This is a genomic window from Modestobacter sp. VKM Ac-2979, from assembly GCF_026967995.1.
Classification (GTDB): Bacteria; Actinomycetota; Actinomycetes; order Mycobacteriales; family Geodermatophilaceae; genus Modestobacter.
This window is the reverse complement of sequence record NZ_JAPVBO010000002.1, coordinates 443,136-462,955: the sequence shown is the minus strand read 5'-3', so window position 1 is coordinate 462,955 and position 19,820 is coordinate 443,136. Positions and strand designations below refer to the sequence as shown.

General features: G+C 74.5%; 22 protein-coding genes. 8 read left to right on the top strand and 14 right to left on the bottom strand.

Annotation, left to right across the window (positions count from 1 at the left end; all coding sequences use genetic code 11):
* Nucleotides 1-165: 165 nt before the first annotated feature.
* The 3 genes from O2W15_RS06730 to O2W15_RS06720 are packed head-to-tail and all read right to left on the bottom strand — an operon-like array spanning nucleotide 166 to nucleotide 4,066.
* A complete protein-coding gene (locus O2W15_RS06730) occupies nucleotides 166-1,023 on the bottom strand; it encodes an FAD binding domain-containing protein (protein ID WP_269178842.1) in 858 nt (285 codons plus the stop codon).
* Nucleotides 1,020-3,515 carry a xanthine dehydrogenase family protein molybdopterin-binding subunit gene (locus tag O2W15_RS06725; protein ID WP_269178841.1) on the bottom strand — a complete coding sequence of 832 codons (2,496 nt, stop codon included), beginning with the start codon at nucleotides 3,513-3,515 and terminating at the stop codon, nucleotides 1,020-1,022. Before O2W15_RS06725 ends, O2W15_RS06730 begins: the two co-directional genes overlap by 4 nt.
* The gene (locus tag O2W15_RS06720; RefSeq protein ID WP_269162537.1) at nucleotides 3,512-4,066 is read right to left on the bottom strand and encodes a (2Fe-2S)-binding protein; all 555 of its coding nucleotides are present in this window, start codon (nucleotides 4,064-4,066) and stop codon (nucleotides 3,512-3,514) included. Before O2W15_RS06720 ends, O2W15_RS06725 begins: the two co-directional genes overlap by 4 nt.
* 166 nt (nucleotides 4,067-4,232) lie before the next feature.
* Here O2W15_RS06720 and O2W15_RS06715 point away from each other — a divergent pair, with 166 nt between their 5' ends.
* A complete protein-coding gene (locus tag O2W15_RS06715) occupies nucleotides 4,233-4,544 on the top strand; it encodes a hypothetical protein (protein WP_269178840.1) in 312 nt (103 codons plus the stop codon).
* Nucleotides 4,545-4,566: 22 nt separating this feature from the next.
* On the opposite strand, the gene O2W15_RS06710 is transcribed toward O2W15_RS06715, so the two are convergent.
* Nucleotides 4,567-5,784, bottom strand: coding sequence for an MFS transporter (locus tag O2W15_RS06710; protein ID WP_269162534.1), 1,218 nt, complete (start codon nucleotides 5,782-5,784; stop codon nucleotides 4,567-4,569).
* Nucleotides 5,785-5,907: 123 nt separating this feature from the next.
* On the opposite strand from O2W15_RS06710, the gene O2W15_RS06705 reads away from it, so the two are divergent.
* On the top strand, nucleotides 5,908-6,693 hold the full coding sequence (locus O2W15_RS06705; RefSeq protein WP_269178839.1) for a hypothetical protein: 786 nt from the start codon (nucleotides 5,908-5,910) through the stop codon (nucleotides 6,691-6,693).
* Nucleotides 6,694-6,706: 13 nt separating this feature from the next.
* Here O2W15_RS06705 and O2W15_RS06700 read toward each other — a convergent pair whose 3' ends face one another.
* The 4 genes from O2W15_RS06700 to O2W15_RS06685 form a co-directional block, all read right to left on the bottom strand.
* Nucleotides 6,707-8,029 carry a multidrug effflux MFS transporter gene (locus O2W15_RS06700; protein ID WP_269178838.1) on the bottom strand — a complete coding sequence of 441 codons (1,323 nt, stop codon included), beginning with the start codon at nucleotides 8,027-8,029 and terminating at the stop codon, nucleotides 6,707-6,709.
* 132 nt (nucleotides 8,030-8,161) lie between these two features.
* Nucleotides 8,162-9,589: a mycofactocin biosynthesis glycosyltransferase MftF gene (gene mftF, locus O2W15_RS06695; RefSeq protein WP_269178837.1), complete on the bottom strand. Its 1,428-nt coding sequence runs from the start codon at nucleotides 9,587-9,589 to the stop codon at nucleotides 8,162-8,164.
* Nucleotides 9,586-10,122: a cysteine hydrolase family protein gene (locus tag O2W15_RS06690; RefSeq protein ID WP_269178836.1), complete on the bottom strand. Its 537-nt coding sequence runs from the start codon at nucleotides 10,120-10,122 to the stop codon at nucleotides 9,586-9,588. Before O2W15_RS06690 ends, mftF begins: the two co-directional genes overlap by 4 nt.
* Entirely contained in the window at nucleotides 10,119-11,597 is a 1,479-nt protein-coding gene (locus tag O2W15_RS06685) for a purine-cytosine permease family protein (protein WP_269178835.1), read from the bottom strand. The genes O2W15_RS06690 and O2W15_RS06685 overlap by 4 nt, the downstream gene beginning before the upstream one ends.
* Nucleotides 11,598-11,735: 138 nt before the next feature.
* Between O2W15_RS06685 and O2W15_RS06680 the strand changes: the two genes are divergently transcribed.
* On the top strand, nucleotides 11,736-12,062 hold the full coding sequence (locus tag O2W15_RS06680; protein ID WP_269178834.1) for a PadR family transcriptional regulator: 327 nt from the start codon (nucleotides 11,736-11,738) through the stop codon (nucleotides 12,060-12,062).
* A complete protein-coding gene (locus O2W15_RS06675; protein WP_269178833.1) occupies nucleotides 12,059-13,030 on the top strand; it encodes a hypothetical protein in 972 nt (323 codons plus the stop codon). The genes O2W15_RS06680 and O2W15_RS06675 overlap by 4 nt, the downstream gene beginning before the upstream one ends.
* 58 nt (nucleotides 13,031-13,088) lie before the next feature.
* On the opposite strand, the gene O2W15_RS06670 is transcribed toward O2W15_RS06675, so the two are convergent.
* Nucleotides 13,089-13,340 carry a type B 50S ribosomal protein L31 gene (locus O2W15_RS06670; protein WP_269162522.1) on the bottom strand — a complete coding sequence of 84 codons (252 nt, stop codon included), beginning with the start codon at nucleotides 13,338-13,340 and terminating at the stop codon, nucleotides 13,089-13,091.
* Nucleotides 13,341-13,529: 189 nt separating this feature from the next.
* Here O2W15_RS06670 and O2W15_RS06665 point away from each other — a divergent pair, with 189 nt between their 5' ends.
* Nucleotides 13,530-14,543 (top strand): iron-siderophore ABC transporter substrate-binding protein, encoded by a 1,014-nt coding sequence (locus tag O2W15_RS06665; RefSeq protein WP_269178832.1) that lies wholly within the window; start codon nucleotides 13,530-13,532, stop codon nucleotides 14,541-14,543.
* 47 nt (nucleotides 14,544-14,590) lie between these two features.
* Here the strand turns inward: O2W15_RS06665 and mftE are convergent, their stop codons facing one another.
* Nucleotides 14,591-15,295, bottom strand: coding sequence for a mycofactocin biosynthesis peptidyl-dipeptidase MftE (gene mftE, locus O2W15_RS06660; protein WP_269178831.1), 705 nt, complete (start codon nucleotides 15,293-15,295; stop codon nucleotides 14,591-14,593).
* Between the two features lie 62 nt (nucleotides 15,296-15,357).
* Between mftE and O2W15_RS06655 the strand changes: the two genes are divergently transcribed.
* Nucleotides 15,358-15,849: a pyridoxamine 5'-phosphate oxidase family protein gene (locus tag O2W15_RS06655; protein WP_269178830.1), complete on the top strand. Its 492-nt coding sequence runs from the start codon at nucleotides 15,358-15,360 to the stop codon at nucleotides 15,847-15,849.
* 231 nt (nucleotides 15,850-16,080) lie between these two features.
* Here O2W15_RS06655 and mftC read toward each other — a convergent pair whose 3' ends face one another.
* Genes mftC through mftA form a run of 3 tightly spaced genes read right to left on the bottom strand, consistent with a single transcriptional unit; the run spans nucleotide 16,081 to nucleotide 17,748 of the window.
* Entirely contained in the window at nucleotides 16,081-17,310 is a 1,230-nt protein-coding gene (gene mftC / locus O2W15_RS06650; RefSeq protein WP_269178829.1) for a mycofactocin radical SAM maturase, read from the bottom strand.
* Complete coding sequence (mftB, locus tag O2W15_RS06645) at nucleotides 17,307-17,618, bottom strand: mycofactocin biosynthesis chaperone MftB (protein WP_269178828.1); 312 nt, start codon at nucleotides 17,616-17,618, stop codon at nucleotides 17,307-17,309. The genes mftC and mftB overlap by 4 nt, the downstream gene beginning before the upstream one ends.
* Before the next feature lie 10 nt (nucleotides 17,619-17,628).
* The gene (mftA, locus tag O2W15_RS06640; RefSeq protein ID WP_064972396.1) at nucleotides 17,629-17,748 is read right to left on the bottom strand and encodes a mycofactocin precursor MftA; all 120 of its coding nucleotides are present in this window, start codon (nucleotides 17,746-17,748) and stop codon (nucleotides 17,629-17,631) included.
* 135 nt (nucleotides 17,749-17,883) lie between these two features.
* Here mftA and mftR point away from each other — a divergent pair, with 135 nt between their 5' ends.
* Nucleotides 17,884-18,486, top strand: coding sequence for a mycofactocin system transcriptional regulator (gene mftR / locus O2W15_RS06635; RefSeq protein WP_269178827.1), 603 nt, complete (start codon nucleotides 17,884-17,886; stop codon nucleotides 18,484-18,486).
* Nucleotides 18,487-18,540: 54 nt separating this feature from the next.
* Here mftR and O2W15_RS06630 read toward each other — a convergent pair whose 3' ends face one another.
* Nucleotides 18,541-19,092, bottom strand: a complete 552-nt coding sequence (locus tag O2W15_RS06630; RefSeq protein ID WP_269178826.1) for a hypothetical protein — start codon at nucleotides 19,090-19,092, stop codon at nucleotides 18,541-18,543.
* Between the two features lie 211 nt (nucleotides 19,093-19,303).
* On the opposite strand from O2W15_RS06630, the gene O2W15_RS06625 reads away from it, so the two are divergent.
* Nucleotides 19,304-19,774, top strand: a complete 471-nt coding sequence (locus O2W15_RS06625) for an SRPBCC family protein (protein ID WP_269178825.1) — start codon at nucleotides 19,304-19,306, stop codon at nucleotides 19,772-19,774.
* Nucleotides 19,775-19,820 lie beyond the last annotated feature (46 nt).

The window sequence follows — 19,820 nt, the reverse complement described above, 5'->3', positions numbered from 1 at the left end:
GCAGGACCTCCGAGAGTGGGCAGCCCGGGCGGGAGGCGACGAGTCGGCGACAGCCCGTCCGGGTCGTGCGGTGATCGAGGCGAGACGGCGACGCTACCGCGCCCCTGCCGGCGCCGCCGGACCGGTCACGCCACGGATGTGACGGACCGGTCCGGCGCTACGCCCCTACAGGCCCACCGCGGCGGCCAGCGCCCGCCGGGTGAGCACCTGGGCGAGGTGCTGCCGGTAGTCGGCCTGGGCGTTCAGGTCGTTGCTGGGGCTGGTGCCCTCAGCTGCCTGGGCCGCCGCCGCGGTCACCGTCTCCATGCTGACGTCCACCCCGACCAGTGCGGCCTCGGTGGCCGACGCCCGCAGCGGGGTCGGTCCCATGTTGGTCAGCCCGATCCGGGCCTCCGCGATCCGGCCGCCCTCCCGCCGGACGGCCGCGGCCACCGCCACGATCGACCAGGCCTGGGCCACCCGGTTGAACTTCTCGTACCGGACCCCCCAGCCCTCGCCGAGCTTGGGCACCCGGATCTCGACCAGCAGCTCCCCCTCCTCCAGCGCGGTGGTGAGGTAGTCGACGAAGAACTCCGCGGCGGGCACGGTGCGCCGCCCGCCCGGCCCGACGAGCACGAACTCCGCGTCCAGGGCCAGCGCGACCGCCGGGAGGTCCCCGGCCGGGTCGGCGTGCGCCAGCGCACCGCCGAACGTGCCGCGGCGGCGCACCTGCCGGTCGGCCACCGTCTCGGTCGCCTGCACGATGAGCTGGCCGTACTGGGCCAGCAGCGGGTCGGCGAGGACGTCGGCGTGCGTGGTCATCGCCCCGATGGCCAGCGTGTCGCCGTCCTCCCGCACCCCCCGCAGCTCCTCGACCCGGGTGAGGTCGACGAGCACCTCGGGCGCGGCGAGCCGCAGCCGCATGACCGGGATCAGCGACTGCCCGCCGGCCAGGACCTTGACGTCCTCACCGCCCTCGGCGATCGCCTGCAGGGCCTCCTCGACCGTCGTCGGGCGGGCGTAAGCGAACGGTGCGGGAATCACAGGTGACCTCCGGAGGACGACGGATCGGTGGACGCGGCAGCCGTCTCGCCAGCGGTGGCGCCCTGGGCGTTGGAACCGGCGGCGGCCCGGTCTCCGCCGTCGCCGCCCTGGTGGATCGCCCGCCACACCCGTTCCGGGGTGAGCGGCATCCGGATGTCGGTGACGCCCAGGTGCCGGACGGCGTCGAGCGCGGCGTTGACCACGGCCGGGGTGCTGGCGATGCAGCCGGCCTCTCCCACGCCCTTGGCGCCCAGCGGGTTGCTGGTCGCCGCGTGCACGGTGTTGCCGGTGTCGAAGTGCGGCAGGTCCGAGGCCGCCGGCACCAGGTAGTCGACGAAGCTGCCGGTGGTCAGGTTGCCCTCGGCGTCGTAGATCGCCTCCTCGTACATCGCCTGGGCGATCCCCTGGGCCAGGCCACCGTGCACCTGGCCCTCGACGATGAGCGGGTTGACGATCGTGCCGACGTCGTCGACGCAGGCGTACTTCCGGATCTTGGCGAACCCGGTCTCGGTGTCGATCTCCATCGCGCAGATGTGCGTGCCGTGCGGGAAGGAGAAGTTCTCCGGGTCGAAGGTGGCCTCGGCGTCGATGGAGGGCTCGATCCCCTCCGGGTAGTCGTGCGCGGCGAAGATCGCCAGGGCGACCTCCTGGATACCGACCCCGGCGCCCGGCGTCCCGCGCACGGAGAACTTCCCGCCGGTGAACTCGAGGTCGTCGGCGTTGGCCTCCAGCAGGTGGGCGGCGATCACCCGGGCCTTCTCCACCACCTTCTCCGCGGCCTTCACGACCGCGGTGCCCCCGACGACCAGCGACCGGGAGCCGTAGGTGTCCAGCCCGCGCGAGGAGATCGCGGTGTCACCGTGCAGCACCTCGACGTCCTCGAACGGCACGCCGAGCTGGTCGGCGACGATCTGGCTCCACGCCGTCTCGTGCCCCTGGCCGTGCGGCGTGGAGCCGGTGACCACCTCGACCTTGCCGGTGGGCAGCATCCGGATCGACGCCTGCTCCCAGCCACCCGCGCCGAAGGCCAGCGAGCCGAGCACCCGGGAGGGGGCCAGCCCGCACATCTCGGTGAAGGTGGAGAAGCCGATGCCCAGCTGGACCGGGTCGTTCGAGTCGCGGCGGCGCTTCTGCTCGGCCCGCAGCTCGTCGTAGCCCAGCAGCTCCAGCGCCTGCTCGGTGGCCTGCTGGTAGTCGCCGGAGTCGTACTCCAGCCCGGCGACCGTGGTGAACGGGAACTCCTCGGCGTTGATCCAGTTCTTCCGGCGCACCTCCAGCGGGTCCATGCCCAGCTCGACGGCGAGCTCGTCCATGATCCGCTCGATCGCGAAGGTCGCCTCGGGCCGGCCGGCGCCGCGGTAGGCGTCGGTGGGCACCTTGTTGGTGAAGACGCCGTCGCACTCGAACCGGTAGGCCGGGAACTTGTAGATGCCCGGGAACATGAACGCGCCCAGGGCCGGGACGCCGGGGGTGATCAGCCGCAGGTAGGCGCCCATGTCGGCCAGCAGCCGCACCCGCAGCCCCTTGACCGTGCCGTCACGGTCGGCGGCGACGTCGATGAACTGCACCTGGTCACGGCCGTGGTGGGCGGTCATCAGCGACTCACCGCGGGTCTCGGTCCACTTGACCGGCTTGCCCAGCCGCCGCGCGATGAGCAGGCAGAGGATCTCCTCCGGGTTGACCTGCAGCTTGCCGCCGAACCCGCCGCCGACGTCGGGGGCGATCACCCGCAGCTTGTGCTCCGGGATGCCGGTGACCATCGCGGCCATCACCCGCAGGATGTGCGGGATCTGGGTGGCCGACCACATCGTGTAGCTGTCACCGGAGGGCTGGACGACGACCGAACGGGGCTCCATGAACGCCGGGATCAGCCGCTGCTGGACGAACCGGCGGCTGACCACGACCTCGGCGTCGGCGAACGCCTGGTCGGTGTCCCCGCCGGTGCCGGCCTCGCCGGCGTCGAAGACGAAGTGGTAGCTGGTGTTCGACGTGGTGTGGTCGTGCACCAGGGGCGAGCCCTCCTGCACGGCCTGCTCCATGTCCAGCACGACCGGCAGCGGCTCGTAGTCGACGTCGATCGCCTCGAGGGCGTCGGCGGCGGCGGTGCGGCTGCGGGCCACGACGATCGCGACCGCCTCGCCCACGTGGTTGACCTGCTCGACCGCGATCGAGGGGTGCCCCGGGTTGACCATCTCGGGGGTGACCGGCCAGGCGCAGGGCAGCGAGCCCTGCTCCTCGGCGAGGTCGGCCCCGGTGTAGACGGCGACGACGTTCGGCCGCTCCTTCGCCGCGCTGACGTCCAGGTGGGTGATCCGGCCGTGGGCCACCGGGCTGCGCAGCACCGCCAGGTGCAGCATCCCGGGGAGCACCATGTTGTCGGTCCAGGTGGTCTTGCCGGTGATCAGCCGGGCGTCCTCCTTGCGGCGACGCGCCTGCCCGACCTCCTTGGCCGGCGGCAGGTCGACCGCGGCCGGGTCCTCGACGGCGGTCATGCCTGCACCGCCACGTGCTCGGCGGCCGCGGTGTCGACGGCGGCCGGCTCGGCCTGCGGGTCGTCGGCGGCCTTCCCCGACATCTCCGCCGCCGCCTGGCGCACCGCCCGGACGATGTTCTGGTACCCGGTGCAGCGACAGAGGTTGCCCTCGATGCCCTCCCGGACCTCCTCGTCGCTGGGGTCGGGGTTCTCCTTCAGCAGGTCGATCGAGGCCATGATCATCCCGGGCGTGCAGAACCCGCACTGCAGACCGTGCATCTCGTGGAAGGCGCGCTGCACCGGGTGCAGGGTCGCGCTCTCGCCCTCGCCGGTGGCGACGCCCTCGATCGTGGTGACCTGGCAGCCGTCGGCCTGCACCGCGAACACGGTGCAGGACTTCACGGCCTGACCGTCCAGGTGCACGGTGCAGGCACCGCAGTTGCTGGTGTCGCAGCCGACGACGGTGCCGACCTTGCCGAGCTGTTCCCTCAGGTAGTGGACCAACAGGGTCCGTGGCTCGACGTCGTCCGTGTAGGACGCCCCGTCGACCCGCACGTTGATCTGGGTCACGAGTCCTCCGCTCCGTTGCAGGGCCGTTCGTGGCCGAGAGCACCCGGCCTCGGCGTGAGTGTGTCAACGGACACACTCGGGCGCCAGACCGAGTTCCCCGCTCCGGCGAGCGGAGCGTCGCGCGCGAGACGGCCCACTCCGGTGGTCCCGGCCCTACGCTGCCGCCGTGAGCCGAGCGAGCAGTCGTGCCCTGCAGGCAGCCGGTGGCGTGGCCATCGCCGGTGGCCTCCTCCTCGGGGGTGCGCCGATGCCGCTGGGCGACTACGGCTGCGGCGCGGCGTTCGCCGGCTCCCCGTACATCACCGACAACACCATCGACGTCGTACTGGCCTGCGCCGAGCAGCGCGCGGACCGGCAGGAGGTCGCGATCGGGTTCCTCGTGCTCGGGGTGGCGACCGCCCTCGGTGCACAGGTGCACCTCTGGGCCAGCCGCGCCCCGGTCCAGCTGCGGCGGACGCAGCCCAGCTCGACGACCTGACCGGCAGCGCCGGCAGGTGGGCTCAGCCCGCGCCGAGCTCCCGTCGCCGCAGCACGGCCGACGCGGCCAGGAAGCCCAGGCCGAGGACGGCGAGCCCGGCGCCCACCACACTCGGCGCCCGGTAGCCCAGGCCGGCGGCGATGACCAGACCACCGAGCCAGGCGCCCAGGGCGTTGGCCGCGTTGAGCGCCGAGTGGTTCAGCGCGGCGCCGAGCATCTGCGCCTCACCGGCGACCTCCATCAGCCGCAGCTGGAGCAGCACGACCATCGTGGAGGCGGCCGCGGCGATGGCGAACACCGTGACGATCAGCGCCAGGGCGTTGCCGGCGGCCACCGCCATCACGCCGAGGAGCACGCCGGTGGCGACCGTCGCCCCGACCAGCGAGCGGAACAGCGCCCGGTCGGCGAGCCGCCCGCCCAGCACCGTCCCGAGGACACCACCCACCCCGAAGGCCAGCAGCACGACCGGCACGAAGCCCGCCGACCGGCCGGCCACCTCGGTGACGATCGGCGCGATGTAGCTGTACATGGCGAACATCCCGCCGAAGCCGACGGTGGCGACCAGCAGGGTCAGGACCACCTGGGGCCGGCGCAGGGCACCCAGTTCGGTGCGGATCGTCGCCTCCGAGCGCCCGGGCACCGAGGGGACGACGGTGAGCACGGCCAGCAAGGTCAGCGCCCCGATGACCACGACTGCCCAGTAGGCCGAGCGCCAGCCCAGCTGCTGGCCCAGCCAGGTCGCGGCGGGCACCCCGGCGACGTTGGCGGCCGCCAGCCCGAGCATCACCGAGCTGACCGCGCGGCCGCGCAGGTGGGCCGGCACCAGAGACGCGGCGATCAGCGAGGCGACGCCGAAGTAGGCGCCGTGCGGGAGGCCGGCGACGAAGCGGGAGAGCACCAGGGAGCCGTAGCCGGGGGCCAGCGCGCTGAGGGTGTTGCCTACGACGAACGCCACCATCAGCCCCATCGCCAGGCGCCGGCGTGGCAGCCGGGCGCCCAGCGCGGCGAGCACCGGGGCGCCGACGACCACCCCGAGGGCGTAGGCGGAGATGACGTGCCCGGCCTCGGGGATCGTCGCGTCCACCCCGCGGGCGATGTCGGGCAGCAGTCCCATGGTCACGAACTCGGTGGTGCCGATGGCGAACCCGCCGAGCGCGAGGGCGACGATCGCCAGGACTGCGGTGCGGGTGGACGGTGCGGTGGGGACCGACGTCGTCGAGACGGCGGGGGCTGCGCTCACAGCTGGCCCAAGACGTCGCCCGCCGCCACCATTCCCACCGCCGTCGCGACCCGTTCGGGTGGTTCGGCGCGAGCCGGAGGGCCTCCGTGCCGATGCTCCCCTGAGGACCGGGAGGAGGCTGTCATGGCCGAGCAGAGACGACGCACCGCGGGCAGCAGTCCCGTGGCGCGGCGGCGTGCCCCCGCCCGGCGGCGCACCCCGGCCCGGCGCCGGGACCACACCCGCTGGCTGGTCCCGCTGCTGGCCGTCACCGTGGGCGCGGTCGTGCTCGCCCCGCAGCTCACGCCGGTGCTGGTCGACCTGACCGCCACCAACGCACCGGTGGTGCAGGAGACCGTCGCCGTCCCGGCCCCGGTCGCTGCTCCCGCGCCCGCGGAGGTGCCCGTGCTCGCACAGGGCGTGGACACCCTGGCCGACGTCGCCGCCGCCCGCGCCGAGACCCGCTCGCGCGCCCAGGTGGCCGCCGGTGGCGGCGGCCTGGTCGTCCCCCAGCCGCCGCGCCCGGGTCGGATCTCGATCATGCCCAACGCGTCGGTCGGCAGGTCGCCTGTCTACAAGCTGCGGCCGGACGGCTGCGGTGGCGCGGGCACCACGCCGCGCCGGATCGTCCCCGGCGTCGTCCCCGGGCCGGGGTCGGCGACGCTGGACTGGATGTCGGACAACCGGCCCGAGGTGGTCGGGTACCGCGTCCAGGCGGTCAGCCAGCGGCTCGTCGGCGGGCAGCAGCCCCCACCGGTCGTGCGGGCCGTCGACCAGGTCGAGGGCTGCCAGCCGATGACCGTGACGGTCGACGGGCTGACCCCCGGCGAGCCCTACGTCTTCTGGTTCGAGGAGCAGGTGACCAGCGCCAGCACCGGGGTGACCCGGACGGTGCAGGTGGGCACGACCGCCGCCGTCGTCATCGGCTGACCTGCGCCGCCGCTCAGTGAGCGGCGACGGCAGCCGTCTCGGAGTCGGGCTCCTCGAGCTGCCACGGGCGGACGACGACGACCAGGACGACGATCGCCAGCACCAGCGAGCCGACGATCACCGCGCCCATCGCCACCGCGTCGTTGCCCAGCAGGCCGACCAGCGGGGAGACCGCAGCGCCCACGCCGAACTGCACCGCACCGAGCAGCGCCGCCGCGGTGCCGGCCGAGTCGCCGTGCCGGGAGAGGGCGAGGGCCGGGGCGTTGGGCAGCGCCAGGCCGCAGGCGAACAGCACCGCCCACAGCGGGATCGCCACGGCGAACAGGCCGCCGGTGCTGGTGGCGGCGAGCCCGAGCAGCACCGCGCCGGCGGCCGCGCCGCCCACCGTTCCGGCGACGAGCACCTGCGCGGGGGAGAACCAGCGCAGCAGCACCGGGTTGAGCTGGGTGGCGGCGATCAGCCAGAACGCGCCGGCGCCGAACAGCAGCCCGAACTGCTGCTCGTCGAGGCCGAACTGGCGCTGGTAGACGAAGGAGGAGCCGGAGACGTAGGCGAACAGCCCGGCCATGGTCAGGCCGGCGACGAGCACCAGGCCGACGTAGGCGCGGTCGTGGAACAGCGACCGGTAGCCGCGCAGCGTGCCGCCGACCCCCTCGGTGCTGCGTCGCTCCGGCGGCAGGGTCTCCCGGATCAGGAAGAAGCCGATCGCCAGCAGCGCCACGCCGTAGAGCGCGAGGATCAGGAAGACCCCGCGCCACGAGGTGAAGCGGAGCACCTCCCCGCCGATCGTGGGCGCCAGCACCGGCGCGGCGCCGAGCACCAGGAAGAGCCGGGAGAGCATGGTGGCCGCCGCGCGGCCGACGAACAGGTCGCGGACGACGGCGATCGCGATCACCGCACCGGCCGCGGTGCCCACGCCCTGCAGCACCCGCAGGGCGCCCAGGACGGCGATGTTCGGGGCGAGCAGCACCAGCAGCGACGCGACCACGTGCACCGCCGTGCCGGCCAGCAGCGGGCGGCGGCGGCCGAACCGGTCGGACAGCGGGCCGAGCACCAGCTGGCCCAGCGCGAGGCCGATCAGGGTGCCGGTGAGCGTGAGCTGCACCGCCGCGGACGTCGTCTCCAGCTCGGTGGCGATCGTCGGCAGGGCCGGCAGGTACATGTCGATGGTGAGCGGCCCGAGGGCGACGAAGGCGCCCAGGGTCAGCGCGAGGCGCGCGGTCTTCGGCTTCTCCACCTGCGCGTCGGGCAGCCCGGAGACGTCGACCCGGGCGGGGGCGTCGGCCTGGGCCGGCGCGGCTGGATCTGGTCGTGCGGAGTGCTGGGTGGCGGTCATCGGGTCCCCTTGGTCAGTGCTGTGCTCCCGCGGGACCGACGCTGGCCACGTTCGCAGTACCTCGGCGACAAGGCTGCGTGATGCAACTGCATTCCGGCTGGACGGGGTGTTCAGCCGCACGTCACCCCGAGGTCACCCTCGTGGGGCGACCGGCTCGGGTGCGGCGGGCAGCAGCGCCCGGCCGTTGCGGGCCCGCAGCGCGCCCGACCAGAGCCCGGCCCCGTACGCCAGGTCCTCCAGCCGGCGGCCGGCCGCGAAGGCGGGCAGGTCGATCTCCCGGCGGTGCGGCCACCAGCCGGCCACCGCGTCGGCGACCGCCACCGCACCGGCCGCCCGCCGCGCCCGGCGGGAGACCAGCGCCACGGCCACGGTCAGCGGCCAGTGGTGCCGGGTCACCGTGCGGGCCAGCGCCCGCCCGGACGACGCCGTCCCGCGCAGCACCAGGCCGGCCGCCCAGCCGATCGGCAGCGGCCGGCCGGGCACGGCCACCCGCCGGGCGAGCAGCACGCTGGCCCGGCCGAGCACGCCGAGGGAGCCCAGCAGACCCCACCGGCCGGCGAACGCCGGGAGCACCCAGGCCGCCAGCGACCAGGGCGAGATCACCAGCGGGGCGACCGCGGCGCCGTGCCGCTGGGCGAGCAGCGCCGCGCCGGTGCCGTAGAACGCCCGGCGCCGCAGCCAGTCGCCGAGCTCGACCCGGTGGTCATGGGCGACCCGCGCGGCCGGCTCGTAGCGCACCCGCCAGCCGGCGCCGCTGAGCCGCCACACCAGGTCGACGTCCTCGGCGACCGGCATCGCCTCGTCGAAGCCGTCCGCCAGCGCGGTCCGCCGGGCCAGCAGCGCCGCGCTGGGCACGTAGGAGACGCCCGTCCCCGGGGCGACCCGCGCGGCGGCCGGGCCCATGTCCAGCGCGCTGTCCAGCGCCTCGTACCGGGCCACCCAGCCGGGCTGGGCCGGGTCGAGGGCGGTGATCCGGGGCGCGACCACGGCCAGCCGCGGATCGGCCAGGTGCCCGGCGAGCGTGGCCAGCCAGCCGGCCTCGGGCACGCAGTCGGAGTCGACGAACGCCACCGCGTCGGTGTCGGCGACCCGCAGCCCGGCGTTGCGGGCGGCGGCCGGGCCGCGGGCGTGCTCGTGCCGGAGCAGCCGCGTGCCGCCGGCCACCGCGGCCACCGCGGCCGGGTCGGCCGAGCCGTCGTCCACGACCACCACCGGGCAGCCGGCCGTGCCGGGGTCGGCGCGCAGGGCGGCCAGCAGCCGGGCCAGCCCGTCGGTCCGGTCCTTGACCGGGACGACGACCGTGACGTCGGGCCGCGACACCGCCGGCACCTCCGGGACGGCGACGCCGGCGTCGAGCAGCCGGCCCGCCAGCGCGGCGCTGCGGGCGTCGGTGACCGCCAGCCGGTCACCGACCAGCAGCTCCTGTGCGGCGGGGGCGAGCCGGAGCAGCCGGGCCGGGGAGCCGCCGAGCAACGCCGTCCCGCCGTCCCGGCGCTCGACGCCCGGGCCGAGCACCACGGTGAAGCCATCGGGCAGCCGGTCGGTGGGGGGCGGGTTCATCGCCGGGCGAGCACCGCGTCGGTGGTGGTGAGGGTTATCAGCGGCGCGTAGAGCGCCATCGCGGCCAGCGCGCGGTCGTGGTCGGCGTCGCTGGCGCCCGCGCAGGCGTCGGTGACCACCTGCACCGGCACCCCGGCGTCCGCGGCGGGCAGGGCGGTGGAGAGCACGCAGCAGTCGGTGGAGACGCCGGCCAGCACCAGCGGCCCGGCCCCGACCAGGACGGCGAGCTCGGGGCCCCACTTGCCGAACGTGGTCGCGTCGAGCACCGGCGCGTCGCCCGGGTCGTCGACCAGCGCGTACAGCGGCGCGTCCGGGGGCTGGAGGGCGAAGGGGAACTGCGCGTAGTAGGGCACCCAGGCCCCGGCCGGCTCGGCTGGGGCGACGAAGCGGGTGTGCACCACGTGCCCGGCGAAAGCCGTGGTCAGCCGGCGGATGGCCGGGTGCACCTCGGCGAACCGGGGCGCGCCCCACGGGGAGTCCCGGTCGGCGAAGACGTGCTGGGCGTCGACCACCACGAGCACGCCCTCGGTCACGCCGCCTCCTGCCGCCGAACCGCGCCCCGGCGCAGCAGCAGCGTGCCGGCGAAGCCGACGGCCAGGGCGACCAGGACGCCGAGGTTGGCGAAGGCCCAGTCGCCGTCCTTGCCGCCCAGGCCCACCGGGCCGAGCAGGTAGCCCTGCCAGGTCAGCCAGGTGGCGTAGGTGTTGGTGACCAGCCCCCAGCCGAGCAGCGTGCCCAGCCCGAGCAGCGCCAGCGGGACCGGCGGGACCGAGCCGTAGCGGCCACGCGGGTCGTACAGGTCGGCCTCGGAGTAGTCGCGGCGGCGCAGCAGCATGTCGGCCAGCACGATCCCGCACCAGGCCGCGACCGGGACCCCGAGGGTGATCAGGAAGCCCTGGAACTGGACGAAGAAGTCGCCCTCGGCGAGGAAGACGACCCAGATGGCGCCGAGCACCATGAGCAGGCCGTCGATCGAGGCGGCGACCGGGCGGGGGACCCGCACGCCGGCGGCGAGCAGGGACAGACCGGAGGAGTAGATGTCCAGCAGGGCGCCGCCGACCAGCCCCAGGACGGCGACCAGGGCGAAGGGCACCAGGAACCAGGTGGGCAGCAGGGCGGCGAGCGCGCCGATCGGGTCGGCGCTGATCGCCGCCGCCAGGTCGGTGGACGAGCCGGCCAGCAGCAGCCCCACGACCAGCAGGACGACCGGGGCGAGCGCGGAGCCGAACGTCGTCCAGCCCACGACCCCGCGGGTGGAGGCGGTGCGCGGCAGGTAGCGGGAGTAGTCGGCCGCGGCGTTGACCCAGCCGAACCCGTAGCCGGTCATGACGAAGACCAGCGCACCGATGAACGCCTGCGTCGACCCGGCGGGCAGGTCGCTGACCACCGCCCAGTCGATCTCGTCGGCGACCAGGAGCAGGTAGCCGACGGTCAGCACGCCGGTGATCACGGTGATCACCGTCTGCATGCGCATGATCAGGTCGAAGCCGAGCACGCCGCCGACGACCACCAGCGCGGCGACCACCAGCAGGGCGACGACCTGGGTCGCCGTCCCGCCGCCCCAGCCGAGCTGGGTGAACACGGTGGCGGTGGCGAGGGTGGCCAGCGAGGCGAGCACCGTCTCCCAGCCCACCGTGAGGATCCAGGACAGCACGGCGGGCACCCGGCCCCCGGTGACCCCGAAGGCGGCGCGGCTGAGCACGAGGGTGGGCGCCGAGCCCCGCTTGCCGGCGATGGCGATGAGGCCGCAGAGCCCGAAGCTGAGCACGATCCCGACGACACCGGCGACGACGGCCTGCCAGAAGGAGATGCCGAAGCCGAGGACGAACGCGCCGTAGGCCAGGCCGAGCACGCTGACGTTGGCACCGAACCACGGCCAGAACAGCTGGCGCGGGGTGCCCTTGCGCTCGGCCTCGGCGATCACGTTGATGCCGTTGGTCTCCACCGCCACCCGCGGGGTGGCGGCCTCCGCCGGGGGGCCGGCCTCCCCTGTTGCCTGGTGCGCCATCGGTGCGTGCTCCGTCCTCGCCGGCGGGTGCTCGCGCCCCGCTCCCGGTGCCGGACCCTAACCGCGGCCACCGACACCGGCGGGACTCCGGGCGCCGATGCATCGACAGCCGATGCATCGAGCCGCTAGCGTCCGGCCATGGACCTCCGGCCGCTCACCGAGCCGACCTTCTTCGTGCTGGCTGCCCTGGCCGACCGGCCGCGGCACGGGTACGGCGTGATCGCCGAGGTCCAGGGCCTGTCCGACGGCCGGGTGACGCTGCGGGTCGGCACCCTCTACGGGGTGCTGGACCGGCTCGTCGCCGAAGGGCAGGTGGCGCCGGACCGGGAAGAGGTGCACGCCGGCCGGCTGCGCCGCTACTACCGGCTCACCGACGCCGGCCGGCTGGCCCTGGAGGCCGAGGTCGCCCGGCAGGAGGCCAACGCCCGCGCGGTGCGGACCCGACTGGCGGTGCGGCCGGCATGAGCCCGCTGGAGCAGCGCTACCGGCGGCTGCTGACCTGGCTGCCCGAACCGGCCCGGTCGCGCTGGGCCGACGACATGACCGAGACCTATCTGCAGGTGGAGACCGCCGACGACCCGGAGTACGCGGAGTTCGGCAGCCCGTCGCTGACCGACCGGCTGGACGTCGCCCGGCTGGCGCTGCGGCTCCGACTGGGTGCCCCCGGCGCCTCGGTGCGCGCCGTAGCGACCGGGCGGACGGTGCGGCTGGTCGCCGTCGCCGGCACGGTGGCGCTCGCCTCGCTGGCCCTGCTCGGGCTCTTCTCGACGGCGTGGCTGCACGGCCGGCTCCCGTTCATCGACGCTCCGGACCTCGGCGACCGGCTGCTGTGGGGGCCGGCGGACGCCGTCCACACCGTGGTCAGCGCGCTCACCGTCGCCCTGGCGGTCTGCGCCGTCCGCGGGCTGGCGGCGACCCGACCACTGGCGGTCGTCGTGCTGGTCGGGCACCTGGTGCCGGCGCTCGTCGCGGTGATCCGGCCGGTGGAGCTGCTGGTCCAGCTGACCATCGCCGTCCCGCTCGTCGCCGCCGCGCTCATGCCCACCGGCGCTCCGCTGCACCGGCCGCTGTGGCTGGTCCCGATCCCGCTGGTCGCCTCGGGATCGGTGGCGGCCCTCCGCCCGGAGCCACCCCCGGAGTGGACGCTGGCGCTCTTCGACCCGATGGTCCAGTGGGCGCTGCTGACGGTCGTCGTCGGCGCCGTGCTGGTGCTGCGCCGCGGGCGGGTGCGCGGCCCGGCCGAGCTGGCGGTGGCGGTGCTCGCCCTGGCCACGCTACCGGCGCTGCTCGTCCGCTGGCCGTACGAGAACCCGCCCGGCTACGCGACCGTCGTGGTGGTGGTCACCCTCGCCGCCGTCGCGATGGCGGTCGTCACCGGCGTCGTCGGGCTGCGCGCCGTCCGCGCCCTGCCGGTGGTGCCGGCCGACCGCTGACACGACGACGCCCCCGCCGGCCCGGGTGGGCCGACGGGGGCGTCTGACGAACGGTGCGTCAGCTGCGGGTGCGCGCGCCGTACCGCTGGTTGAACCGCTCGACCCGGCCGGCGGTGTCGAGGACCCGCTGGTTCCCGGTCCAGAACGGGTGGGACGACGCGCTGATCTCGACCGGGACCACCGGGAGCGTCTCGCCGTCCAGCTCGATCGTCCGGCTGGTCTGCACGGTGGAGCGGGTGCGGAACGTGGCCCCGGTCGCGGTGTCCTGGAAGACGACGGTGCGGTACTCGGGGTGGATGCCGTGCTGCATGGCTGGTCCTCTCGGTCTGCGCGGGACGTCCACCCCCGTTGGGGCGGGCTGATCGCGACTGCCTGGGTCAACCACCCCGACGGGCCCGCTGTTCCCGGCCCAGCGCCGCAGGAGGAGCCGCCAGCGGTGACCGGACCGTGACCTCCGTGTGCTTAGGTCAGCCTCACCTGACCCACCGAAGGAGCTCGAATGTCCCGCCTCCCCCTCCGCCGCAGGGCCGTCCGCGGCACCGCGCTGCTGGCCGCCGCGCTCGTCCTCACCAGCTGCGGGGGTTCCGACTCCAGCGACGACACCGCGGCCGAGGGCACCGACCCGGCGACCGGTTCGTCGGACGCCTTCCCGGTCACCGTCGAGACCGCCTTCGGCGACGTGACGGTCGAGGAGGAGCCGACCCGGGTCGTCGCCCTCGGCTGGGGCGACGCCGAGATGGCGCTGGCGCTCGGCGTCCAGCCGGTCGGCGCGAGCGACTGGCTCGGTTTCGGCGGCGAGGGCGTGGGCCCGTGGGCCGAGGGGCTTTACGACGAGGCGCCGGAGATCATCGAGACGCTGGAGCCCAGCCTCGAGGCGATCGCCGCGCTGGACCCCGACCTGATCCTGGACACCAAGTCCCCCGCCACCGAGGAGCGGTACGAGGCGCTGAGCGCCATCGCGCCGACCATCAGCCAGCCGGTGGGCACCGACCCCTACGTCGTCCCCTTCGAGGACCAGCTCGACCTGGTCGGCCAGGCCCTGGGCAAGACCGAGGAGGCCGAGGAGGTCGAGGCCGAGGTCGACGAGGCCTTCGCCGCCGCGGCCGAAGCGCACCCGGAGTTCGACGGCACCGAGGTGGCGGTCGCCGCCTACACCGCCGAGGGCTTCGGCGCCTACGTCAGCGGCGACGCGCGGGTCGACTTCATGGAGCAGCTCGGCTTCGTGAACGAGCCGGCCATCGAGGAGCTGGCCACCGACAGCTTCTACGTGCCGGTGAGCGAGGAGCAGCTCCCGTTGCTCGACTCCGACCTGACCGTCGCCTTCCCGATCTTCGTCGAGGCCAGCGAGATCACCGACAACCCGCTGTGGCAGGCGATCCCGTCCGTGCAGGCCGGCAACGCCGTGGTGCTCGACGACGAGACGCTGACCAACGCCTTCTCGATCGGCACGCCCCAGGGCATCCAGTACGCCCTGGACAACGCCGTCCCGCAGTTCGCCGACGCGCTCGGCTGACCTGCCGCACCACCTGATCGGACCGGCGCCGCCGGGCAGCACCTGGCTCAGCCCAGGAGCCGCCCGGCGGCGTCGGTGTCCCAGGCCCGGACGGCGGCGACCAGCCGGCCGGCCAGCGTCTGCAGCAGGTGCGCCCCCTCCGCCGCCGAGGCACCGGCCGGGTCGCCGAGCACGCCGTCCGGGCTCACCGCCCGCACGCCCTCCGCGCGCAGCCGGGGCAGCAGCTCCCCGATCGGCGCCGTCTCCCCCGCCGCGGCGAGCTCAGGGCGGACCCCAGCAGGTTCCACGTGCAACATCAGTGACGTCTCGGTGCGCCCGGCGTGCGCGTCGCCGCCGGGCACCCCGCACGGGAACCAGACGACGTCGCGGCCCTCGCCCCGCAGCTGTGGCACGGCCGCCCGCAACGCCTCGACGTTGCCACCGTGCCCGTTCACCACCAGCAGCCGGCCGGCCCACCGTCCGGCCGAGCGCCCGTACTCCACCAGCAGGGTGGTCAGCGCGGCGGTCCCGATCGAGATCGTGCCGGGGAAGTCCTCGTGCTCACCGCTGGCGCCGTACGCCAGCGCCGGGCCGAGCACCGCGCCGTCCAACTCGCCGACGGCGGCCTCCGCCACCGCCTGCGCGACCGCGGTGTCGGTGGTCAGCGGCAGGTGGCGGCCGTGCTGCTCGACCGACCCCAGCGGGACGACGAGCAGCGGCCGGCCCTCCAGGTCGGGCCAGGTCGCCCCGGTCAGCCGCACGACGTCGTCCACGGCTGGGCACCCTGCCAGAGACCGTGCGTGTCGTCCGCGGCCGTTGCGGGCAGGGCAGGACCATGACCGACGAGACCCGCGCTGAGGACACGCGCAAGGTGGCCGAACTGCTGAAGGACGAGCGGATCGCCGTGTTCACCACGATCACCGCCGACGGCACGCTGATGAGCCGGCCGATGTCCATGCAGCAGGTGGAGTTCGACGGCGACCTGTGGTTCTTCGCCAGCCGGAGTTCCCGCAAGGTCGCCCAGGTGACCGCGAACCCGCAGGTCAACGTGGCCACCTCGGGCAGTGACAGCTGGGTCTCGCTGACCGGTCACGCCGTGGTCTTCGACGACCTGGCGAAGAAGCAGCAGCTGTGGAACCCGGTGGTCGAGGCCTGGTTCCCCAACGGCCCCGAGGACCCCGACGTGGTGCTGATCCGGGTGGACGCAGCCTCCGCCGAGTACTGGGACTCCCCCGGCGGGCGGCTCGCCAGCGCCTTCAGCTTCGCCAAGGCGAAGGTCACCGGGCAGCCGTACTCCGGCGGGGAGAACGAGACCGTCCGGCTCTGACCGGCGCTCCCAGCAGGCGCACAGGGAACGCACCGTCGACGTCCAGCGGGTGGGAGGACGGTGGAGCTCCGCCCACCCCTGGAGGTCCTGATGCTCTCCGTCGCCGTGCTCATCGCGTTCTTCGCCCTGCTCACCGTCGCCGACCTGCTGCCCGGCTCGGCCGACGCGCCCGGGTTGGTCGCCCCGCTGCGCTGAGCCCGGCCGGGTCGTCGACCCGGCCGGGCTGGGGCGTCAGCCCAGCTGCAGCCCGGCCAGCGGCGACTCGTCGCAGATCTTGGCCGGCGGGACGCTGGGCATGCCCAGCAGCGTGGGCTGGCCGCGCACCGGGCCGGTGTGCGAGTGGTCCAGGTGGCTCTTCGGCGTGACCGTCGCCGCGTCGCGGGCGGCCAGCGCGGTCTCGCCGTAGCCCTGCACGCACTCGGGGTCAGGGCCGTCCAGCGGGAGGCCGGTGAAGAACTTCGCCGCCATGCAGCCACCGCGGCAGGCGTCGAAGTGGGCGCACTTGGTGCACGCGCCGCCGGTCTGCGGGTTGCGCAGGTCGGCGAACAGCTCCGACTGCTGCCACACCTGCTGGAAGCCGCCGGGGGACCGCACGTTGCCGGCCAGGAAGTCCTCGTGGATGGCGAACGGGCAGGCGTAGACGTCACCGACCGGGTCGATCAGGCAGACCACCCGGCCGGCGCCGCACAGGTTCAACCCCGGCAGTGCCTCACCGAACGCGGAGAGGTGGAAGAACGAGTCGCCGGTGAGCACGTTGTCGCCGTTGGCCAGCAACCAGGCGTACAGGTCCTTCTGCTGGGCCATCGTGGGGTGCAGCTGCTCCCAGACGTCGGCCCCGCGGCCCGAGGGCCGCAGCCGGGTGATCCGCAGCTGGGCGCCGTAGGAGTCGGTGAGCGCCTTGAACTCGTCCAGCTGCCCGGCGTTCTCCCGGGTGACCACGACGGAGACCTTGAAGTCCTTCATCCCGGCTTCAGCCAGGTTCTCCAACGCCTTCGTGGCGGTGGCGAACGAGCCGGTGCCGCGGACCCGGTCGTTGACCTCGGCGGTGGCGCCGTCCAGGGAGATCTGCACGTCGACGTAGTCGGTGCGGGCCAGCTGCGCGGCGCGGGTCTTGTCCAGCTTCACGCCGTTGGTGGAGAACTTGACGCCGACGTCGTGCCCGATCGCGTAGTCCAGCAGGTGCCAGAAGTCCGGGCGCACCGTGGGCTCGCCGCCACCGACGTTGACGTAGAAGACCTGCATCCGCTGCAGCTCGTCGATCACCGCCTCCGCCTCCGCGGTGGACAGCTCCCGGGGGTCCCGGCGCCCGGAGGAGGACAGGCAGTGCACGCACGCCAGGTTGCAGGCGTAGGTGAGCTCCCAGGTCAGGCAGATCGGGGCGTCCAGGCCGTACTCGAACTGGTCGATCAACCGCCCACCGGTCGGGCGCTCGGCGGGGCGGGAGGGCAGGACGGCGGTCATGCTGCACGCCTCTCGATCATCTGGGACCGGGCCAGGTCGGCCAGCGCCTTGACGTAGGTCGGGCGCTGCGACTCCGGCACCTCGCACGCGAGGAGGGCGGCCGTGGCGGTGGGGTGGTCGGCGAGGGTCTCCACGACCCGGACCAGCGTCTTCGACTTGAGGAAGGAGAGCTTCCGGGTGCCGAAGTGGTAGACCAGCGCCCCGAAGGGCTCCGGCCGCAGCGCGACCGACCGGGCACGCTGCCAGGGCAGCGCCGGGTCGAACACCGCTGGGTCGACCCCCGCTGGGGCCGGGGCAGGCGAGGTCATCGGGCGCGGATCAGTAGACGCCGCACATGCCGTCGATGGAGACCTCCTCCACGAGGGACTCCTCGACCAGGGCCTCCTCGGGGGCCGCGGGGGTCTCGACGGTGAGCTCGTCCTGCGTCGTCTCGGGCACGGTGCCTCCGGGTGAGCTGGGTCACGGACCTGACCCGGCAGACCGTAGGTGACACCCAGTGCCACCGGCAAGCGCTGCGACCGCTGAGCGCGGCGCCGGGCGGTCACCGCGCTGCCGAGGAGCAGGATGGGGACCGTGACCGAGACGATGGTCGCGGCCGACGCCCGCGAGGAGACCCGCGCCCGGATCGAGCAGGCCGCCCTCGACCTGTTCACCGCACAGGGGTTCGAGGCGGTGACCATCGACGAGGTGGCCGATGCCGCCGGGATCAGCCGGCGCACCTTCTTCCGCCACTGCGGCACCAAGGCCGACGCGGTCTGGGGCCAGTTCGACGGCCACGTCGTCCGGCTGGAGGGGATGCTCGCCGCCGCTGCGGTCGACCAGCCGGTGCTCGCCTCGGTCTACGCCGCCTACGTCGAGGTGAACGACTACGCACCGGCCGACCTGCCAATGCTGCGCCAGCGGATGCGGCTGATCCTGACCGAGCCGGCGCTGCTGGCGCACTCCCAGGTGCGCTACGCCGACGTCGACCGGGTCGTCGCCGCGCACGTGGCGCGGCGGACCGGGGTGGCGCCGGATGCGCTGGTGCCGCGGCTGGTCGCGACGAGCACCCGCGCCGCCGCGACGACGGCCTTCGAGCTGTGGCTGGCCGACGGCCGGATCACCCTGGGCACCGCGCTGCACCAGGCCTTCGACGAGCTGGCCGCCGGCTTCCCGTCGCTGCGCCTGCCCAGCTGACCGGGCAGCCGGGGGCGTGGGGCAGCCGAGCTGCGCCCACGCCCCGGGCTCGGGTCAGACGGTCGCGGGCTTCACGGTGACGCCGCGCAGCACCTCGGACGGGCGCTGCTGCTCCCCCGCGTAGGAGCTGACGACGACGAGCGCCCCGGTGATCGCCGGCACGACCCACTGCAGCTGGTCCAGCCGCAGCTGCGCGGCCGCGACCTCGCCGCGGGCCCGCTTGGAGGGCCTGGTGGCGCGCTTGGACGGGGTGGCGCCGCCCTGGTCGACGATCTTCCCGAGCAGCCGGCTGTAGGCGGTGACGCCGAGCGCGGCCGCCGTCAGCGCCGTCTTGGCCGCCGACATGGCCTTCACGCCCTGCTGCTGGGCGACGCGCTGCTTGTTCGCCTGCAGCTGGCCGACGCTGCCGATCAGGTGAGCGCCGATGGCGGCGGCGTTGACCGGCGTCCACCGGTTCCAGCCGGCGTTGGCGACGGCGCCGGTGGCGCGGGCGCTGCCCGCCTCGCCGGAGGCGGGGTTCAGCGCGACGGCGTTGGCGAGCGTGCCGCCGAACCAGGCGGCGAGGCCGACGTCGTGCAGGGAACGGGACAGGGTGTTGCGGGCCATCGTTGGCTCCTCGGATCAGGGATGTGTCGTGGTCAGCGACCGAGGAGGGTCGACGACCTCGATCTGCATGGACCCCCGGTACCCGCCGGTGCCGGATGCACCCGTCCGTCGGCCGACGGGTCTGCGACCTGCCCACTCGGCGCCGCACAGCCGGGTGACCGGTGCGCTGACCCGGTTCGTCGCGCCGGCCGACCGCTGCGAGGATGCCGGGATGGACAGCCTCACCCATGCCGGCTCCGTCGTCGTCCGGTCCTCACCCGAGGCGCTCTACGCGCTGGTGTCCGACGTGACCCGGACCGGCGAGTGGAGCCCGATCTGCACCGCCTGCTGGTGGGACGAGGGCGCCTCGGCCGAGGTCGGCGCCTGGTTCACCGGCCGCAACGAGGTGCCTGGACGCACGTGGGAGACCCGCAGCCAGGTGGTGGCCGCCGAGCCCGGCCGGGAGTTCGCGTTCCTGGTCGGCGGGAAGCTGGTGCGGTGGGGCTTCACGATGGAGCCGGTCGAGGGCGGCACCCGACTGACCGAGTCCTGGGAGTTCCTCCCGGCCGGCCAGGAGTTCTTCGCCGAGCGGTACGGCGCCGACGCCCAGCAGCAGATCGACGACCGCACCCGTTCCGCCCACGCGAGCATCCCGGCCACCCTCGCCGCCCTCAAGGCGATCGCGGAGGGCACGCCGCGCTGACCCGGTGCTGGACGTCCCCGGCCTGCCGGATGGCGTCCTCCGGCCC

Coding starts and splice junctions, on each gene's coding strand:
- O2W15_RS06705 (WP_269178839.1), top strand. CDS start 5,908: ATGGCCGAGCAGAGACGACGCACCGCGGGCAGCAGTCCCGTGGCGCGG.
- O2W15_RS06625 (WP_269178825.1), top strand. CDS start 19,304: ATGGACAGCCTCACCCATGCCGGCTCCGTCGTCGTCCGGTCCTCACCC.
- O2W15_RS06725 (WP_269178841.1), bottom strand. CDS start 3,515: ATGACCGCCGTCGAGGACCCGGCCGCGGTCGACCTGCCGCCGGCCAAG.
- O2W15_RS06670 (WP_269162522.1), bottom strand. CDS start 13,340: ATGCAGCACGGCATCCACCCCGAGTACCGCACCGTCGTCTTCCAGGAC.
- mftB (WP_269178828.1), bottom strand. CDS start 17,618: ATGACCTCGCCTGCCCCGGCCCCAGCGGGGGTCGACCCAGCGGTGTTC.
- O2W15_RS06700 (WP_269178838.1), bottom strand. CDS start 8,029: ATGACCGCCACCCAGCACTCCGCACGACCAGATCCAGCCGCGCCGGCC.
- O2W15_RS06675 (WP_269178833.1), top strand. CDS start 12,059: ATGAGCCCGCTGGAGCAGCGCTACCGGCGGCTGCTGACCTGGCTGCCC.
- O2W15_RS06665 (WP_269178832.1), top strand. CDS start 13,530: ATGTCCCGCCTCCCCCTCCGCCGCAGGGCCGTCCGCGGCACCGCGCTG.
- O2W15_RS06685 (WP_269178835.1), bottom strand. CDS start 11,597: ATGGCGCACCAGGCAACAGGGGAGGCCGGCCCCCCGGCGGAGGCCGCC.
- O2W15_RS06655 (WP_269178830.1), top strand. CDS start 15,358: ATGACCGACGAGACCCGCGCTGAGGACACGCGCAAGGTGGCCGAACTG.
- mftC (WP_269178829.1), bottom strand. CDS start 17,310: ATGACCGCCGTCCTGCCCTCCCGCCCCGCCGAGCGCCCGACCGGTGGG.
- O2W15_RS06630 (WP_269178826.1), bottom strand. CDS start 19,092: ATGGCCCGCAACACCCTGTCCCGTTCCCTGCACGACGTCGGCCTCGCC.
- mftF (WP_269178837.1), bottom strand. CDS start 9,589: ATGAACCCGCCCCCCACCGACCGGCTGCCCGATGGCTTCACCGTGGTG.
- O2W15_RS06680 (WP_269178834.1), top strand. CDS start 11,736: ATGGACCTCCGGCCGCTCACCGAGCCGACCTTCTTCGTGCTGGCTGCC.